Raw genomic sequence first — 18368 nt, 5'->3', positions numbered from 1 at the left:
ATTAAGTCTTTTCTATTCTGTTCTTTTTAGAGTTTGCAAATCGTTCCATTAGAAAGATGACTAAAAAACCAATTACTGCCATTCCTATTGCAAGCAGCAATTGCGCATCACCATCATAAGAAGAAGGGAAAATACTTTGTTCCATAAATGGAACTTCCTTCCCGTGACTATTTATTCGGGTGGAAAGTACATCTTTCCAAGGCCAAATTTTATTTAAAGCGCCAATCATAAATCCAGTTAAGACGGCGAGAATAAAATTTTTATGATGTTTAAATAACCAGTTTAGGGCACGAGAGAATACTTTTAATCCAGTAATGGCTCCAGCAGCAAAAACCAATAATTTAAGAAATGCTCCAGAAAAAAGATCCCAATTCAATGTGGTTAAACTTTCATTTAAATCTGTCAATATCCCAATGACGCCTGAGTATGCTCCAAGAAGTAATAGAATAAACGCACCAGAAATCCCAGGTAAAATCATTGCAATGATGGCAATAAAACCAGCTAAGAACAGAAACCAAATATTATCTAGTGATCCCAAAGGAGCTGCAATGGTAATGAAATAAGAAAATGCAATCGCGAGAATCATAGCGATTAAGACTTGAAGATTCCACTTTGCAATCTGTTTTCCCACATAGAGAATACTAGCGATAACTAATCCAAAAAAGAACGCCCAGACTAAAATAGTATGTTCAGCAAGTAAATACGTAATGGCTTTTGCCAGGGACAATACACTAATTAGAATCCCACCGAAAAGAGCTACTAAAAAACCGATATTATAGTCTGCCCAAGCCTCAGAAAAACTAGTTTTTTTCCAAAGCTTGAAAAATCCAAAATCTAGTTTATGGATGGTCTCAATGAGCTCTTCATAAATGCCAGAAATAAAAGCGATAGTACCACCAGAAACTCCCGGCACCACATCTGCAGCTCCCATAGCGAGTCCTTTGGCTAAAATCGTTACATATTGTATTAAATTTCTTGAAGGCATATATTAGTATTTACCCTCAAAAATACAATTTTATAAAGAAGGATTTTGATGATTTAAGATTAATTGTTTCACCATTTGATTTTCATAAACCACGGGGAATAATTCCTCAATAATAATAATATATTCTGAGTCTACGCGCAAGGCATTGTTCAAGTGAAAACGCCCTTTAGATTGTTCGTTCAAATGAAAATAAAGTCCGGCTAATCGATATTCAATCTCTGGATGATTATTGTAATGCTCGGTAGCTTGATTTAAATTTTTAATAGCAGAATTAAATTCTCCTATATGAATCAACAAATCTGTTCGTTCAATCCAAGTGTCAATATCAATATTACCTAGTTCTAAAGTACGACGATATCCGTGCTCCGCCTCCTCAAAGAGGTTTAATTTTTTGCAGATAGTTGCATACCGTTTCCAGTAAAGTACGTTCTCACTATCAATATTTAGAGCTTTATCAATATAATAAAGACATTTTTGATAATCTTTTTTTCTGAAATAGTAATCCGTAATAGCCGTCCAAGCTTTGTCTAATAGGCCATCTTCTTCAACACACTTTAAATAAAACTGAAGCGCTAGATCCATATCGCCCAGTTTTTCATAGCATTTTCCTATTCGCAATAGAGCAAAAGAAGTTGGATCATCGAGACCTAGGGTTACTGTATAACTCTCAATGGCTCCTGCATAATCTTTTAATTTTTGTTGGGTTTTTCCTTTTTCAAGATACGCTCCAATAAATGCATCGTCGCTGATAATAGCAAAATCGAATGAAGCAAGTGCCTTTTTATATTCTTTCAGTAAATAATATTGCTTACCTACTTGATGCCAAGCAACCTCAGAATATGGATTCTTATTTAAAAAATCATTGAGATAATCTATAGCAGCTTCGTTTTCTTCTAGATAATCAAAACAGTAGATTACATTGTAAAGTGCAGAATAGTCATGCTCATCGTGCTCAAGGCATTTCATAAACTTATACTTCGCATTTGAATAATCCTCAAGAAATAGGTATTCCATACCAATTAAGGATAGTACATCTGCCTCATCATCTGTCAAGGATAATGCGCGTTCTAAAAAAGAAATAGCCTCTTTATGATTATCTCTTCGTGAGCAAATATTTGCTTTTTGAATATAAATTTCTTCGTTAGATTGCTCTAGTTGTTGCAGCTCTTCTAGTAAAGATTCGGCTTGTTCCAGCTTGTCTTCAAAAATGTACATTTCTACTTGAAAAAGTCTTAGATTAGAAGAGGAGGGATGTTGTTCGAGGCCTAGTTTCGTAGCTTTTTTAGCGAGTGCTATCTTACCAATCTCAAGATAGTGATGGATAATGTCTTCAAATTCTTCTGAATCGAAAAAGTACACATCGTTTGTCTTCAACATGGATTCAAAACGTGTGAGTGATATGTTAGATTGCTCGCCTGGTCTTTGCATACAAGGATTTAACGGTTTCTACTTTAAAGGTACTTTGATTGTTTGAAGTTCAAAAGTTATGCCGCTATTGTTGTTAACACCTTTATCAACAGGGAATAAACCGGGGTAAGGGGCTAAAAAACAGCTAATTAATTTATTACTTATTCCGATAACTGATTCAAAACGTCGATTAAAATATCGCAACCTTCTTTAATTTCTTTTTCCGAAATAGTCAAAGGAGGCGTAATCCGGATTGCTTTTGACTCAAACAATAACCAAAATAAAATGAGACCTCGCGCTTTACAACGCATTATAATTTCAGAAGCAAGCGCTTCAGAATCTACTATTATCGCTAACATTAACCCGCGCCCTCTTATTTCATGGACCATAGGATGCCTAAGATTCTTTCGGAAAAGTGCCTCCTTTGTAAGCGAATCTTTCATTAATGAAGTTTCGGTAATCTCTTGTAAAGTCGCCAGGGCCGCTGAAGCGATCACTGCATTACCCCCAAAAGTAGTAATGTGACCCAGTTTAGGATTGTCACTTAATAAGGTCATCAAAGCACGTGAGGCGGTAAACGCGCCTATAGGTAGACCGCCTCCCATTCCTTTACCCATCACCAGAATATCTGGCACGACATCATAATGCATAAAGCCGAAAAGTTTACCTGTACGCCCAAAACCAGGTTGAATTTCGTCAAGAATCAAAAGTGCGCCAACGGCTGCACAACGTTCTTTTATTTTTTTAAGGTAGCCGTTTGTAGGTTCAATAAATCCAGCTCCACCTTGTATGGTTTCGAGTATAACCGCCGCAGTTTTTTCTGTAATTTCAGAAATGTCAGTCACATGATTAAAAGTGATAGCACGACATTCTGGCAAAAGGGGTTCAAAAGGTTTTTTGCGATCTTCAAAGCCCATCACAGAAAGTGCACCCATCGTATTTCCGTGGTAGGCATTGTTCGCGTATAAAATTTCTTTTCTACCGGTCGCTCTTCTAGCAAGTTTCATAGCGCCTTCGATAGCCTCGGTACCGCTATTTACTAAGTACGTAGTTTCTAATGGGGCGGGTAGGTGCTTCGCGAGCAACTGCGAAAGTTGTACTGCTGGTTGCTGAATGTACTCTCCATAAACCATCACGTGGGAATACCTGTCAATTTGATTTTTAACAGCTGCAGAGACACGAGGATGGCAATGCCCTAAACTGCACGCCGAAACTCCGGCAACAAAATCTAAATGTTTGTTTCCATCTGTATCATAGATGTAACTTCCTTTTGCATGCGAAATCTCTAAAGCAAGTGGATGTGGTGTAGTCTGCGCTTGATATGTGAAGAAGTCATCTTTCATAATTAATTCTGAACTCGATTCAGATTTCCTCCATCATATTCATCATTAGAGTTATCGGTATCGATTGCCCGCAAGGGTGCCTGATCTTCAGGACGATTAATAAAATCTTTAGGAGAAAGCTTAGAATTTTCTGGAATCTCTAATGGGTCGTCATTGGCATCCTGTTCTTCAAAAAATCCCCCTTCATCTTCGGGTAATGGTATTCCCTTAATAGTTGGTAAAAATGGAGCTGGTTTTTCTGAAAAGAGATCTTCCTTGCGCATCAAGCGTTCTTCTCCACGCCAGTTAAACTTTGATAGAATACGATCACTCTCTGGTAATCTTGAAGGAGGATAAATCTTACCAGGCACTTTCTTGAAAAACCGAGTGGCTACTATTTCTTGATTTTCTAAAGTGAGTTCCAACTGGCTGGCAGTGGTCATGTCAATGCCCGTTAATACCTTATCATCACCATAGAGGTAGAAGATTACTTCTACGTTTTTATCAATGTTGACAGTGTCTAGTTCATTATTGGTGAAAAGTCCAATCAGTCGTTCTCCTTTCACTTGGTTATATCCTAAGCTGTCTTTTTGAATTAAAAATGCATTTTTAAACACCTTGAGCGTATCTAGTTTCTCTGTTTTTATATTGTTTAAAATATGGATGGTATCTCCAGTTATTTGATTCTCTCCCATCCACAATACTGGATTTGTCAAGAGTTTTGTGATACCGGATTTTTCATAGATGAAAATAGAATCGCACTTGCCGCTTGTATTACCTTCTTCTGGAGTTCCTTTTTTAAAGAGTCTTGCCCTATAATAACCTCTTAAGATTCTATTTTCTGTTTTACCTGTAATGCGCAAGGTGTCTGCGTGTACATAGATAGAGTCTTTATCACGTAATGTGGCAGCAATAGCTCTCTTGGTAATAAATACAGAATCTTGTTTTCTATACACCTCTGCGTAATGACCTTTAATCGTGCTTTGATTTGCAGTGTCTACTACTTTTATATTATTAGTGGCAGAGGCAAAAGCTCTGTTTCTGTCAAAATAGATACTATCTCCGTAAAGGATTCTATTCTTATAATCTACACGAGAGTTTTTTACAAAATAACCCGTATCGCCTCGCGTATCATAATAACCCCGCTCACAGTACACCGTACTTGTCTCACTTATAATTGTAGATTTGCCATATAAGTAAGCCCCTCCAGTATCTGAGTAAAAATCAAGCTGCTCACTGTTTAAAGTGTACTCAGGATTGTCAATCTTAACATTAGATAAGAACTGATACTTTTTAGACTCTGTGAAGTACCGACCAACACGACTGGTAAGTGTGCTAGCTGTGTCTATAACTGTACCGCCACTTCTATAAAAGGCCTGCTGTTTAACACGATCAAAATAGAGCGTGTCTGTTTTTAAGGTGGTTTGTGGGTTTTCCATCACTACATCACCGCTGGTAAAAGCAAACTTAGTATTCCCATTGTACTCGGCATACCTACTGTTCATCTTTATGCTGTCTCCTTGGGTTACCTTAACATCACCATAGGCTTTCACAAAGTTGTCTTTACTATATAAATAGGCTTGATCACACCACATTTCAATCCCTTCGTGCACAATGTATACTTGACCATCTGCATCCTTTGTATAAACTATAGCGTCAGGTAATTCTGGTTTGATATCTATATACCCAGATTGAACGGCTATTTGCTGTTTAAGCGTATCTACTTGCCCAGCTGTTGCAAGAGATATTAAGAAGAAAAAAAATATGTGAATGTTGTTTTTCAAAAATTACGTTTAATTATGAACCAAAAATACACGAATTTGAATGATTCGTGTATTGTTTGGTTTAACTATTAACGATTGTAAATCGATTAAATTATCTATGTATTGTCTGCGTTCTGTCTGGACCCACAGAAACTACCCTTATAGGAATTTCTAATTCCTTTTCTAAGAAATCTATGTATTCATTTAATTCTTTCGGAAATTGTGATGGACTTGTCATCTTAGTCAAGTCTTCTTTCCAGCAGTCAAACTCCGTATAAATAGGTGTAACATTTTCTGGCTCAATATTAAAAGGTAGATGCGAAATCGTTTCTCCTTTATATTTATAAGCTGTACACACTTTTAATTTTTTGAATCCAGAAAGGACATCGCCTTTCATCATCATTAACTGAGTAACACCATTTACTTCACAAGTGTATTTTAGTGCTACTAAGTCTAACCAACCGCAACGACGAGGGCGACCAGTAACGGCTCCAACTTCGCGACCTATTCTAGACATTTCTGCTCCTACTTTATCAAACAATTCTGTAGGGAAGGGTCCAGAACCTACACGTGTTGTGTACGCTTTAAAGATTCCATATACATCTTTTACTTTGTTAGGGGCGATACCTAATCCTGTACAAGCACCAGCGGCCGTAGTATTTGAAGAAGTTACAAATGGATAGGTCCCAAAGTCAATATCTAATAAAGATCCTTGTGCACCTTCAGCTAGGATCGTCTTTCCAGCTTTGATTGCTTGGTTAAGGTACTCTTCACTGTCAATAAAGGTTAATGTCATTAATGTTTTCACGGCAGTGTAAAACTCTTCTTCCATTTCGTCCAGATCATACTGGATGTCAACATCGTAAAAATCAATCATTGCCTCATGCTTATTTGCAAGGGCTCTGTATTTTTCTTTCCAGTTAGACAGCTCTAAATCACCTACACGGATTCCGTTTCTACCGGTTTTATCCATGTATGTCGGCCCTATTCCTTTTAAGGTAGAACCAATCTTGGCTTTACCCTTAGACGCTTCACTTGCGGCATCTAGCAATCTGTGGGTCGGAAGTATTAAATGTGCTTTTCTTGAAATGATTAACTTAGCTTTATAATCAATATCAAATTGATCTAAGCCTTCAAGTTCTTTTACAAAAACAACAGGATCGATTACAACACCGTTACCAATTACATTCATTGCGGTTTTATGGAAAATCCCTGAAGGAATCGTACGTAATACGTGTTTTATTCCATCAAACTCAAGCGTGTGTCCTGCATTTGGGCCTCCTTGAAAACGAGCTATAATATCATAACCTGCAGTGAGAACGTCAACAATCTTTCCTTTCCCTTCGTCTCCCCATTGTAATCCTAGTAGTAAATCTACTGCCATAATTTAAGTATTGGTCGTGTTTTTTTTATTTCCGTAGAAGTAAAGAGAGTGATTTGTAATCTCTACATCAAAAACTTCTTCTATGGTCTTTTTAATATTCTGAATGCGCGGATCGCAAAATTCAATCACCTCGCCATTGCTCAATATCAAGTGATCGTGCTGCTTATCAAAATAAGATTTTTCAAAATGTGCTTGGTTTTGACCAAACTGGTGTTTTCTAACCAACTTGCAGTCAAGTAGCAATTCTATGGTGTTATAAAGCGTGGCCCGACTTACACGGTAGTTTTTGTTTTTCATATTAATATAGAGTGACTCTATATCAAAATGTTCCACTTGATTGTAGATCTCGTGCAATATGGCATATCGTTCTGGAGTTTTTCTATGGCCGTTCTCTTCGAGAAAAGCCGTAAAAACCTGCTTCACAATATCCTGATTTTTATGGGCTGTTTTTGTACTCATTTTGAAGGGTCAAAAATAAGGTTTTTATACCCTTGTTACTTTATCAATACCGTTTATTTTTTTAATGTTTTGAACCAAGTTATCAAGAATGTTTTTGTTTTTTACAACCACCACAATCTTTCCGGTAAAAACACCGTCATTACTATCAAAGTGAACACTCTTCATATCTATAAGCAGATTATTAGACACTACTCTTGTCACTTCATTAACGAGTCCTATGGTATCAATCCCAGTAAGACTTAGCTCAGATCTAAATTCTCGTTGGGTAGAATCTATCCAAGTAGCAAGAATGATACGGTAATTATAGTTGCTTTGCAGCTGTACTGCATTTGGGCAATTTTGTTTATGTACTTTGATTCCCTCGTTAATAGTGACAAAACCAAACACATTATCACCAGGTATAGGATTACAGCAAGTAGACATTTTATAATCTAATTTTTGCTCTTCTTTTCCAAATACAAGCTGGTCATACTTTTCTGTAATCTCTTCTTTGTGAATATCTGGAGGCGAAGTAGGTTTTCTTATTTTTTTAAAGAAACTAACCAATGCATTGCTTCTTGAAGCTGCAAAATCTTTTAATTGCTTGTTATCAATAATCCCAGAACCCACTCTAAAGAATAAATCTAAGCTCGTTTTTAATTTGAAAAAACTTACTAATTGGTTCGTTGTATTCTCGTCTAGAGATATTTTTAAAGATTTAAGCTTACGCATCAAGACTTCTTTACCCTCAGCGGCAACGACTTTTTTGTCAGCATTTAGGGCACTCTTAATTTTTGAAATCGCTTTTCCTGTTGTGGCATAGTTGAGCCAGTTATTTGTAGGCTTTGCATTTTCACTCGTAATAATCTCTACTTGATCTCCGCTCATGAGTTCGCGACTCAAGGGCACTAGTTTTCCATTTACTTTGGTCCCTCTTGTGTGAATTCCAACCTCGGTATGAATCTGAAATGCAAAGTCTAAAGCCGTTGCTCCCTTTGGTAGCGAGTACAAATCACCCTTAGGAGTAAACGCATAAATTTCTTTTGCATAGAGATTGAGTTTGAAGTCTTTCACAAAATCTATAGCACTTATATCGTGATTTTCTAGTGTGTCTTGTAGTTTGTTAAGCCAAGCATCAAGCCCTCCATCATCATTGTTCTTGTTCTTGTATTTAAAATGTGCAGCAAAGCCTTTTTCGGCGATCTCGTCCATACGTTCGCTACGTATTTGAACTTCTACCCATCTACCTTTAGGTCCCATAACTGTAATGTGCAAGGCCTCATAGCCTGTAGACTTTGGGGACGAAATCCAATCACGTAGTCGCACGGGATTTGGTCTATAATGATCTGTAACTATTGAATAAATTTTCCAAGCGAGAAATTTTTCATTCGCAAGCTCACTCTTATAAATAATACGAACTGCAAACTTGTCGTAGACTTCATCAAAAGTCACCGTTTGCACTTGCATTTTACGCCGTATAGAAAAAATAGATTTTGGTCTTCCTTTAATCTCATAGGAAAGCCCTTCGGCATCTAATGTGTCTTTGATAGTTTTTGAGAAGGTGCCTATGTAGGCATCTTGTTCTTCTTTACTTTCTTTAATTTTACTGAGGATATCTGTGTACACCTCAGGTTCGGTATATTTTAGACCAAGGTCTTCAAGTTGCGTTTTAATGTTATAGAGCCCTATTCGATGAGCGAGTGGTGCGTAAATGTATAGTGTTTCCGAAGCTATTTTTACTTGCTTGTAATCTGGCATTGAGTCCATTGTTTGCATATTATGCAAACGGTCTGCGATTTTTATGATAATCACCCGTACGTCATCATTTAGGGTGAGCAACATTTTTCTAAAATTTTCTGCCTGCATAGACACATCACCATCATAGGGCATCTTGTCTATTTTAGTAAGTCCATCAACGATGCGCGCTACGGTCTCTCCAAAAAGCTGTTCTAAGTCTGCAAGCGTGTACGAGGTGTCTTCTACAACATCGTGTAATAGGGCAGAAGCGATAGAAGTAGCGTCCAGGCCAATCTCTGCAGCTACTATTTTTGCCACAGCAATAGGGTGAAAAATATAAGCCTCGCCGCTTTTACGACGTTGCTCTTTGTGCGCATCTACAGCAACATCAAAGGCAGAGCGTATCAACTTTTTATCTGCAGAAGATAATGTGCGATAGCTTATCTTAAGTAAGTTTTTATACTCCTTAGCGATGGCCTTTTTTTCTAATTCTAGCGCTTCTTCAGTCATAGAATAAATGTATCATGTTTTATTTGATTGTCCAATGCAGAATAGGAACAATTAAGGAAGAATTGTAAACATACTGTTAAAAGCTTATTTGAGCACAAAATAGATTAGTCCTATGTCTTACTTCTAAAAAAGTTATGATAGAGAATAGAGGCCAGTAACCCCAAAAAAGAAAATCCCGCCAAAGCATAAAACAAATAAGCGTGGCCTTGTTCTCCTTTCCATCCATCTAAGAAATACCCAATCATTGGTCCTGCAAAAATATCTGGTGTATACCCTATAAACGATATTACACCCACGGCTGTGCCTGTTACGGCTAATGGGATTCTTCCTTCTTTCATTACAGCAAAGTAGAGTACTCGAGCGGCGTAAACCCCTACGGCTGTAATGATGATAGTTGTGAAAAATAAAGGATTACTACTCGCAATATATCCTGAAGCAAAAAAGAGTGCACCAATAATAGAAAGTGCAAAGCCTATGCATAGGTACAAGGAAGCTCTAGAGCGATCTGCAAGAAAACCTACTGCTACACCTACAATGGGACGGATAAAAAGTAAGAAGGTGCCCGTTTTTGCTGCCTCCACCTCTGTGTAGCCCATCACAACTTTTGCATATAATGAAAAGATATCTGTGATTTTATAGCCTACGTATGCGCAAAGGATGATGATCATCAAGAGCCAAACAGATCGCAATTGTAAAACTTCCTTAATATTCTGAAATGTTATTTTTTCCTTTAGTATTTCTTTTTCATTGCTATTCTTTATCTTTAGGAAGAAGAATACAATCACACCTATAAGAGCCACAATAGTTGACGAAACGAGCACTACAGATTTAAAGGCTTCTGTGCTGTTAGTTGTTCCTAAATTTTCAGCAGCATCTGAAACGAATAGAGAAAAAATAAAGACACCCAACAAGCCAAAAAGTGCCCCCACTAAGCCCCGACCGCCATCAAGAAAACCAAATGCTTTTCCTTGACTGTCGTTTCCGCCCCAAATACGAGTTGCCTTTATCATTCCTGCCCAAAATAAAAAGATGGTTGTAAAGCCCCAATAGCCGTATAGTATTTTAAGTGTTGTTAGTGACGGGTCATTTGCATAAACTAAACCCCCAGCGGCTGTCATTATTAAGGCAATCCCCATTAGCTTGCGAGGAGGGAAGCGGTCTGCAAGTGGGCCACCTACTAAATAGGAGCCTAGGGCGACTAGCCCATAGATAGAAAAACAATAACCGATTTCTGTGTTTGTAATGTTATAGACATCCAATACCGTGGCTCTAAATACTCTGGCTAGCACAAATGGCAGTATGAAAACAGCTTCGCCTGCTAGAATCAAGAGTGTAATATAGTGCCAGGGTTTTTTATTGCGTGCGTTCAAGAGGGATGCTTTTTGGTTTAAAGGTATGGGAAATTAGGGAGAGTACTTAGAAGCAGTATTTGAATGAGGTTTTAGTTGAATAGCTTTCCTATTTATACTAGGAGCCCGTTATATTTTTAATAGGTGTCTCGCTTTACTGGCAGGAAGTTTAAAGATAAATTAAAAAAACACCCCTTGTTTCCAAGGAGTGCTATAAAATATTTTAAAAACGCATTACATCTTTTTAGGCGGTGTAATCGTCGCTCCATCTCTTAAGACAAAAGGCATAGTGTCATAATAAAACCACATCATAGCAATCTTACCTTCATTTATAGCTGTAACAACGTGGTAATTTGTCATTGCTGTTCTCTTAGTCGATTTACTCGTACTCGAAACAGTACCCCAGCTAAACCCGTAATCTCCAGGCGGAACTTGAGCGCCATCACCTATTCGCACGGAGAGGTTAACACCTTCATTCACATCATATGTATTCTGAGCAAAATTTGCCGTGTACATTTCGAGATGTTGCTTTTTATTTATGGTGTCACTTATACCGCCTAATCCTATAATCATTGCATCGTCAGTGAAGAATGAGGAGAGTTTAACGGCATCACCGCTATTCATAGTTTTAGTGTATTCTTTAATTATTTCAATATTAGCATCGTAGCCGTCAAAGTCTACAGAGATTGGTTTGTCCTGAGCATAGGTAGTTAATGAAAGGCATAGCATACCTACTAAAAGGCAGATGGTTGTTTTTACTGTTTTCATAATGGTTGGTTTTAAGTTGATTATAAATATAGTGTTTTATAAGTTACTGTCTATCAGTGTGTCCGAGTGATCTGTGGTGTGGGAAGTATTCCGCTTTTCTTCGGAAATGTGCTGGGCTTGCTGTAGTGGAGCAGTTTTGGGGTTTTGACTCAATTAATATTTCTGACTAGGGTTGAAGCTTGCTGCAGACGCTACGCTTGGGAGCCACTCAGTATCAGCCCAAGGGAGCCACCTCCCCCTTATACAGAATTTTACACTAGTTCGTTTCATTTAGCAAATATCTACGCAAGGCAAGGAGCACTAGAGTGTTATATTTCATTCTAATCACTAATCACTAATCACTAATTACGAAAATACTGCCATTCCAAACCCCTACTGTCTGCTCGTCTCTGTCACGTTGTCAGTCACTTCCCAATGGCACAAATGTTGTCTTATGTGAACCGTCTTCGGGTTTATAATATTTCGAAGTACAGATAAACGAATTACAATTTAAATTTATAATAGATATGAGTAAGATTATTGGAATTGACTTAGGTACAACCAACTCCTGCGTTTCGGTGATGGAAGGAAGTGAGCCAACTGTAATCCCTAATGCAGAGGGTAAAAGAACAACACCTTCTGTGATCGCTTTTGTAGAAGGCGGCGAAATTAAAATAGGTGATCCTGCAAAAAGACAGGCAGTAACAAACCCAACAAAAACGGTAGCTTCGATCAAACGTTTTATGGGAAATAAATTTTCTGAATCTTCTCTTGAAGCAGAAAGAGCTGCTTATACGGTAGTAAAAGGAGATAACGATACACCACGTGTGGATATCGATGGTCGTCTTTATACGCCACAAGAATTGAGCGCAATGATTCTTCAAAAAATGAAGAAAACAGCAGAGGATTATTTAGGACAAGAAGTAACACGTGCAGTAATTACAGTACCTGCTTACTTTAATGATAGCCAACGTCAAGCTACGAAAGAAGCGGGACAAATTGCTGGATTAACAGTGGAGCGTATTATTAATGAGCCTACAGCGGCGGCATTAGCATATGGTCTTGACAAGAAAAATACAGATCAGAAGATTGTGGTATTTGATTTTGGTGGAGGAACACATGATGTATCTATCCTTGAATTAGGAGATGGTGTATTTGAAGTGCTTTCTACAGATGGTGATACACACTTAGGTGGTGATGATGTAGATCAAAAAATTATCAACTGGTTAGCTGACGATTTTAAGAAAGACAATGACATGGATCTTAGAAAAGACCCAATGGCATTACAACGTTTAAAAGAAGCGGCAGAAAAAGCGAAGATTGAATTATCTTCTTCTGCACAAACAGAAATCAACTTACCGTATGTTACTGCAACGGCTAGTGGACCTAAGCACCTTGTTAAAACATTAACACGTGCTAAGTTTGAACAATTGATTGACGATTTAATTAAAAGAACAATAGAGCCTTGTAAAACTGCAATGAAAGCTGCAGGTTTAACAAACAGTGATATTGACGAAGTTATTCTTGTAGGTGGATCTACTCGTATTCCTGCAGTGCAAGAAGCGGTAGAGAAATTCTTTGGAAAAGCGCCAAGTAAAGGTGTGAATCCAGATGAGGTTGTAGCGGTAGGTGCTGCAATACAAGGTGGTGTATTGACAGGTGATGTAAAAGATGTATTGTTATTAGATGTAACTCCTCTTTCTTTAGGGATTGAGACTATGGGTAGCGTAATGACAAAACTTATTGAAGCAAACACAACGATACCAACTAAGAAAAGTCAAGTGTTCTCAACGGCAGCAGACAACCAGCCTTCTGTAGAGATTCACGTATTGCAAGGGGAGCGTCCTATGGCAAACGATAATAATACGATTGGTCGTTTTCATTTAAGTGACATTCCACCATCACAGCGTGGGGTACCTCAAATAGAAGTTACTTTTGATATTGATGCCAATGGGATCATTAAAGTAAGTGCAGAAGATAAAGCAACTGGAAAGAAACAAGATATTCGTATCGAAGCTTCTTCTGGATTGACGGAAGAGGAAATCGAGAAAATGAAGCAAGAAGCTGCAGCAAACGCAGACTCTGATGCTAAGTTGAAAGAAACAGCAGATAAAATCAACGAAGCGGATGGAATGATCTTCCAGACAGAAAAGCAGTTGACAGAATTTGGTGATAAGATTTCTGACGATAACAAGAAGCCAGTTGAAGATGCTTTAGTAGAACTTAAAGCAGCTTATGAAACTAAGAACGTAGATGCTATCACGCCAGCGCTTGATAAGATTAACGAAGCTTGGAAAGCAGCTAGTGAAGAAATGTACAAAGCACAAGCAGAAGGCCAAGGAAGCCCCGCCGATGGCGCGGAACCAACAGCAGATGCAGGCGCAACAGAAGGCGAAAATGCTGATGTTGAAGATGTAGATTTTGAAGAAGTGAAGTAATACTTCTGCTGCACCTAGTGTGCGGCTCTAAATAATAAGAATCCCAATCTAATGTAAATTAGCTTGGGATTTTTTTATTCTTTTATATGGACAAGTCACCTTACTCGACAATCACCTTAAAGCTCACTGTAGCTTTCGTATCAGTAACCCTAAGGATATAAATCCCTGATGCTATGTTTGCTTGTAAGAAGATTTGTGAATCGTTGGTGTTAAAGACTTGCGTGTGCAACAGTTTTCCTTCTGTAGAAAACAACTGGGTTTTGATAGGACCTACACTTACAAGTGGGTTAATGCCAACTGTAATAACATCTCTAACAGGATTTTTAAGGAGTTTAAATGTGTTTTCTGAAGCAATACTGGAGGTGCTCAACGAGCCATTTCTAATTTCATCTAAAGCAAACTGCGCACTTGCTTGGCTTACTGAAACGTGTGGTTCATTCTCATCTGGAATATAGCTATTCACGAAGGGGGAGTTGCTTAAATCTGGCACTGCGTACCAGTTATCTTCATTTTCGATTGCTAAGGAACTTAGTAATGGTATAAAAGAAAATTCATCCTGTTGTAATGCCATAATAAAATCTTCAATGACAGGGTTTCCTGTTCCATCACCTAAAGCATTAGAGATATTTGAAATTCCGCCGGGCGCACTATCCACCCCGTCAGTAGCAGTAGTAGCAGCTCCCATAGCATCAAAAGTTTGCACTGGAAAACCAGAAAAGAAGGTGTCAAATCTTGTCACTTCTATAGTTTCTGTGGCTAGGGGCATAAAATGTAATTCTACTTCCCCAGTGAGGTTGTTTCCTAAATCGAGCGTAGTATCTACCACTTGCATCCCAGGTGTGCCTATGGTGATGCCTAAACCACTACCGTTAACTATAGCTACATTCCTAACATTTTGAGGAAAGCCTAAAGCGTCGAGCTCTGCTTGAAAAGGATCTCTAAAATCTGGTGCGCCTGCAGGTAGTACTAAGGCGGGGTCTTGTTCAAAATCTGATCCTGCAAGTAAGTGCGCATTTAAATGGTCTACTAACATTTCTTTTGCTGCGGCACTGTTTAGTAATTGATCTACGGCCTGTTGTGCTAAGGGGTCATCACTTTGAAACGCAAGGTAATTTATCAAATATTGAAGACTCATAGGCACGTTAGCTCCCTTGTGTGGAGAATCAAACGAAATATACAAGCGTGTATCTGCGTTTAGACTATTTTGTTCCATATACGACAAGCCGTACCTAGCGATTAATCCACCCATACTTGGCCCAAGTACTACAAGGGGTTCGTCACCTACTTTTTCAGTATTTAATAAATCAATGAGTGCTACTAAAACCATAGCATTACGCTGTATGTAGTCGCCGCCGCCATCTATTTCTAAACCATCTGAGATATAGGTAGGAGCATTAAGAACTATAATATCAAAGCCTTCGTCCCGCAATATATCTGCCATATTCTGACCATTGAATGCTAAACTATTATATAATCCATTTATATCTCTGCTATCACCTGGATCAAAACCATCCAATATGATAATAGGTTTGTCTAAAATTCCGGTCGTGTTGTCTAAGAAAACTTCATATTCTCCTTGCCCAAAAAATGCTTGTGTTTCATCATATCCTTGATAAGAAATCGAGGCTGTAATCGTCTCAATTATTTGCTGTTGGCGCACTGGGCTGTTATCAATTTTGCCTAAGAGCGAAACCTGTGCGTGTGTAGAAATCGTGATAAGGCAAGCCAATGCCACGTAATAATTTTTCATTGCTTTTTTTTAGTGGTTAAGATAATATTTTAATTTTATATTTTTAAAAAACAGAATTTTATTTTAGCACATTTTAAAGGTAGGCTTTGAAAAGTTGTTCTCAAAAGGTTTAGTAAACGACAAATAGTTTTTAAGATGGATCATACTTATCACCTTACAGATTTCACTTGGCTAGTTTTACTTGAACACGGTCATAGCCCAGAATCGTTAAGAGAAGCTTAAAAATATGAGAAGCTTTTAACGCTTAGCTTTTTTTTTGTAATTTGTAATCATCCTCTGAAGAGCTCTTAAAACATCGAGCCTGTAAATTAAATGGAGCATACTATGAAAACAATAAATTCGCTAAAGGCTATCCTTGTATTTGTAGCAATATTTTCGATACTATCGTGTAAGAATGATGATACGATTACGGATCAAACTGAGAGCTTAATAGGCGCATGGCAACGCAGTGATTTTAGTGACCAGTTTGAATATATACTAACTTTTCAGCCTAACGCTAATGGCTTTAGAACGGAGGTAGAAACAAATGATGAAGGACAAGCAATTTCTAGTGCTAGATCGTTTAATTGGGCTACAAATGATAGCAGTCTAACGATTGATTATGGTGGAGAAATAGTAACGACTGCGTTCTCGTTTAACGAGAACGGACACTTATTCCTTATTGATATGACTAATTTATATTTTATAAAGATGGAGTAGCTCCATGCTGTAGTACTAAAAAACCCCAATCTAATTCATTTTAGGTTGGGATTTTTTTAAATCTTGAAATTAAATGCTTTGATAGACAAACCTTACTCTACAATAATTTTCTTTGTTACAGCATCATTGATTCTTAATACATAAACACCTTTACTGAAGCTAGATACATCTATCGTCGTAGAGGCAGAAACAGTTGGATTACTATATAACAACTTGCCGGTGATGTCAAATAAGGCAAGAGAGTTTACATCTTTGTTTGGAGAATTTATTGTGACTGTTTCATTCGCAGGATTAGGAAAAATACTCACCTCTATGGTTTCAAAGTCTGAAATAGCCAGTACACTAGGTCTTATTAACAGCATGCCAGCATCAAAGTTTGAATCACTATAACTTAATGTTGAGATTAATATGGTGCCACTTTCAAAGTAGGGGTATACGTTCCATGCACCATTATAACCAGAATTATTATTGGATGGATACACGTCAAAATATGCAGTTTCAGTCATGTTTTGATTTTCGATATCGCTTATATCGATTGTTCTTAGCCCCGCCGAATAACTAGCTAAGTAAAATGTATTTCCTAGTACATATCCATTATGGTCTGTTGCATTTGTAGTCCCAGAATATTCAAAATGAAGCACGGGATTATCAAGATCATTAAAATCAAAAACGATAGTGCGTGTTTCAAATCCATAGTTTATTTCGTCTATTTCATCTCCTAATAAAAAATAGCGTTGATCTTCTGTAAACCAACCTTGGTGTGTATAAACCGTGTTTGAGTAGGTTGCGGTACTTATCTGTTGCGGGTTAGCCTTATCTGTGATATCTACAATGGAGATGTATGATTCATTACTCCCTATATAAATTTCTCTTCCAGCGTAATTAGTGTCTGGACCAGTATAAGTTACTACTTGTCCATCGTGGCTGTAAAAATCATCAGCATAACCGCCGGCAGCTAAAGGATTTAGTGGGTCTGAAATATCAACAAAATGAGGACCCCCATTATAGGTGGACGTACCTACTCCGTAAGCAAAACCATCAGTTTCATTAATAACCACATTGTGAGCATTTCCAAAACCGTTGTAGTGCGCATCTTCTGTAAAATCTTCTGGCGGAGACGCTACATCTCTTAGACGAGTTAAATCAAAGATTTGCATCCCGTGACCATTCGCTTCGCTTACAATAAAGGCATAATTGTTATAGGTTTTTACATCTCTCCATAAACTAGAACCAGCATGGCTGTCTAGCCTTCCTAAATAGATTGGGTTTACAGGGTCGTCAATATTGATAAATGCAGTACCGTTGTACAGGCCTAGTAATACATATTCAGATCCAGTCTCTGGGTCTGTCCATCCCCAAGAATCATTGGCATTGGTTGCGCCAAATTCGTCTGCCGTCATTTCTGAGAGTAAGTCATATCCACTGCAAGGATAGATACCTGCCATACCATCTTCGCATGGCGTCTGTGCTAGCGTTATTAGCGTGTTTAATGCTAAGAAAACAATTAAAAACTTTTTCATAGTTGCGTTTTTTATAAAAATACCATTATACTTCCGCAGCTGAGGCGCCATATTATTATATAAACGTGCCATTTTCTCATTATAATCTGACAGTAGAAAACATCTTACAAGTCATCATCAAAGAAAATCGTATTCATCAACAGTTTATTGGTGCCGTATTGGAAAGCTCTAAAATTATAGTGGTCGGCGAAGTGCATCAATTTTCATTTTCCATATTTTTTTTCTGGTGTGCCTTTCTTCCTATAATAATCACTAGTAGGTATCAAGCCTAAGGTTAAAATTTTGATAATTTTAACCTTAGGCTTGTTGGTTTGACAGC

General features: G+C 37.8%; 13 protein-coding genes. 2 read left to right on the top strand and 11 right to left on the bottom strand.

What is annotated here, in order from left to right:
- Nucleotide 1: 1 nt before the first annotated feature.
- The 9 genes from ABXT71_RS11430 to ABXT71_RS11390 all read right to left on the bottom strand — a co-directional run bounded on the left by ABXT71_RS11430 (nucleotide 2) and on the right by ABXT71_RS11390 (nucleotide 11663).
- Nucleotides 2-985: a DUF368 domain-containing protein gene (locus ABXT71_RS11430; RefSeq protein WP_415371487.1), complete on the bottom strand. Its 984-nt coding sequence runs from the start codon at nucleotides 983-985 to the stop codon at nucleotides 2-4.
- 30 nt (nucleotides 986-1015) lie between these two features.
- A complete protein-coding gene (locus ABXT71_RS11425; RefSeq protein WP_415371486.1) occupies nucleotides 1016-2413 on the bottom strand; it encodes a tetratricopeptide repeat protein in 1398 nt (465 codons plus the stop codon).
- 140 nt (nucleotides 2414-2553) lie between these two features.
- Nucleotides 2554-3735, bottom strand: a complete 1182-nt coding sequence (locus tag ABXT71_RS11420; protein ID WP_415371485.1) for an aspartate aminotransferase family protein — start codon at nucleotides 3733-3735, stop codon at nucleotides 2554-2556.
- A gap of 2 nt (nucleotides 3736-3737) precedes the next feature.
- A complete protein-coding gene (locus ABXT71_RS11415) occupies nucleotides 3738-5498 on the bottom strand; it encodes an OstA-like protein (RefSeq protein WP_415371484.1) in 1761 nt (586 codons plus the stop codon).
- A gap of 91 nt (nucleotides 5499-5589) precedes the next feature.
- Nucleotides 5590-6861 (bottom strand): adenylosuccinate synthase, encoded by a 1272-nt coding sequence (locus ABXT71_RS11410; RefSeq protein ID WP_415371483.1) that lies wholly within the window; start codon nucleotides 6859-6861, stop codon nucleotides 5590-5592.
- Between the two features lie 3 nt (nucleotides 6862-6864).
- Nucleotides 6865-7320, bottom strand: a complete 456-nt coding sequence (locus ABXT71_RS11405; RefSeq protein ID WP_415371482.1) for a Fur family transcriptional regulator — start codon at nucleotides 7318-7320, stop codon at nucleotides 6865-6867.
- Nucleotides 7321-7344: 24 nt separating this feature from the next.
- The gene (locus tag ABXT71_RS11400; RefSeq protein ID WP_415371481.1) at nucleotides 7345-9546 is read right to left on the bottom strand and encodes a RelA/SpoT family protein; all 2202 of its coding nucleotides are present in this window, start codon (nucleotides 9544-9546) and stop codon (nucleotides 7345-7347) included.
- Nucleotides 9547-9656: 110 nt separating this feature from the next.
- Nucleotides 9657-10916, bottom strand: a complete 1260-nt coding sequence (locus ABXT71_RS11395; protein ID WP_415371480.1) for an MFS transporter — start codon at nucleotides 10914-10916, stop codon at nucleotides 9657-9659.
- Nucleotides 10917-11129: 213 nt separating this feature from the next.
- Nucleotides 11130-11663 carry a nuclear transport factor 2 family protein gene (locus ABXT71_RS11390; RefSeq protein ID WP_415371479.1) on the bottom strand — a complete coding sequence of 178 codons (534 nt, stop codon included), beginning with the start codon at nucleotides 11661-11663 and terminating at the stop codon, nucleotides 11130-11132.
- A 506-nt stretch (nucleotides 11664-12169) separates the two neighbouring features.
- On the opposite strand from ABXT71_RS11390, the gene dnaK reads away from it, so the two are divergent.
- A complete protein-coding gene (gene dnaK / locus ABXT71_RS11385) occupies nucleotides 12170-14080 on the top strand; it encodes a molecular chaperone DnaK (RefSeq protein ID WP_415371478.1) in 1911 nt (636 codons plus the stop codon).
- Nucleotides 14081-14180: 100 nt separating this feature from the next.
- Here dnaK and ABXT71_RS11380 read toward each other — a convergent pair whose 3' ends face one another.
- On the bottom strand, nucleotides 14181-15830 hold the full coding sequence (locus ABXT71_RS11380; RefSeq protein WP_415371477.1) for a T9SS type A sorting domain-containing protein: 1650 nt from the start codon (nucleotides 15828-15830) through the stop codon (nucleotides 14181-14183).
- Nucleotides 15831-16154: 324 nt separating this feature from the next.
- Between ABXT71_RS11380 and ABXT71_RS11375 the strand changes: the two genes are divergently transcribed.
- Nucleotides 16155-16529: a lipocalin family protein gene (locus ABXT71_RS11375; protein ID WP_415371476.1), complete on the top strand. Its 375-nt coding sequence runs from the start codon at nucleotides 16155-16157 to the stop codon at nucleotides 16527-16529.
- 92 nt (nucleotides 16530-16621) lie between these two features.
- Here the strand turns inward: ABXT71_RS11375 and ABXT71_RS11370 are convergent, their stop codons facing one another.
- A complete protein-coding gene (locus ABXT71_RS11370; RefSeq protein ID WP_415371475.1) occupies nucleotides 16622-18049 on the bottom strand; it encodes a choice-of-anchor B family protein in 1428 nt (475 codons plus the stop codon).
- Between the last annotated feature and the right edge of the window lie 319 nt (nucleotides 18050-18368).

The organism is Patiriisocius sp. Uisw_047 (assembly GCF_047730165.1).
GTDB lineage: Bacteria > Bacteroidota > Bacteroidia > Flavobacteriales > Flavobacteriaceae > Patiriisocius.
This window is presented reverse-complemented; position numbering and strand designations above follow the sequence as displayed.

Excerpts from the sequence above, each read along its gene's own strand:
- ABXT71_RS11420 (WP_415371485.1), bottom strand. The coding sequence starts at position 3,735 with ATGAAAGATGACTTCTTCACATATCAAGCGCAGACTACACCACATCCA.
- ABXT71_RS11400 (WP_415371481.1), bottom strand. The coding sequence starts at position 9,546 with ATGACTGAAGAAGCGCTAGAATTAGAAAAAAAGGCCATCGCTAAGGAG.
- ABXT71_RS11425 (WP_415371486.1), bottom strand. The coding sequence starts at position 2,413 with ATGCAAAGACCAGGCGAGCAATCTAACATATCACTCACACGTTTTGAA.
- ABXT71_RS11375 (WP_415371476.1), top strand. The coding sequence starts at position 16,155 with ATGAAAACAATAAATTCGCTAAAGGCTATCCTTGTATTTGTAGCAATA.
- ABXT71_RS11430 (WP_415371487.1), bottom strand. The coding sequence starts at position 985 with ATGCCTTCAAGAAATTTAATACAATATGTAACGATTTTAGCCAAAGGA.
- ABXT71_RS11410 (WP_415371483.1), bottom strand. The coding sequence starts at position 6,861 with ATGGCAGTAGATTTACTACTAGGATTACAATGGGGAGACGAAGGGAAA.
- ABXT71_RS11380 (WP_415371477.1), bottom strand. The coding sequence starts at position 15,830 with ATGAAAAATTATTACGTGGCATTGGCTTGCCTTATCACGATTTCTACA.
- ABXT71_RS11390 (WP_415371479.1), bottom strand. The coding sequence starts at position 11,663 with ATGAAAACAGTAAAAACAACCATCTGCCTTTTAGTAGGTATGCTATGC.
- ABXT71_RS11405 (WP_415371482.1), bottom strand. The coding sequence starts at position 7,320 with ATGAGTACAAAAACAGCCCATAAAAATCAGGATATTGTGAAGCAGGTT.
- dnaK (WP_415371478.1), top strand. The coding sequence starts at position 12,170 with ATGAGTAAGATTATTGGAATTGACTTAGGTACAACCAACTCCTGCGTT.
- ABXT71_RS11370 (WP_415371475.1), bottom strand. The coding sequence starts at position 18,049 with ATGAAAAAGTTTTTAATTGTTTTCTTAGCATTAAACACGCTAATAACG.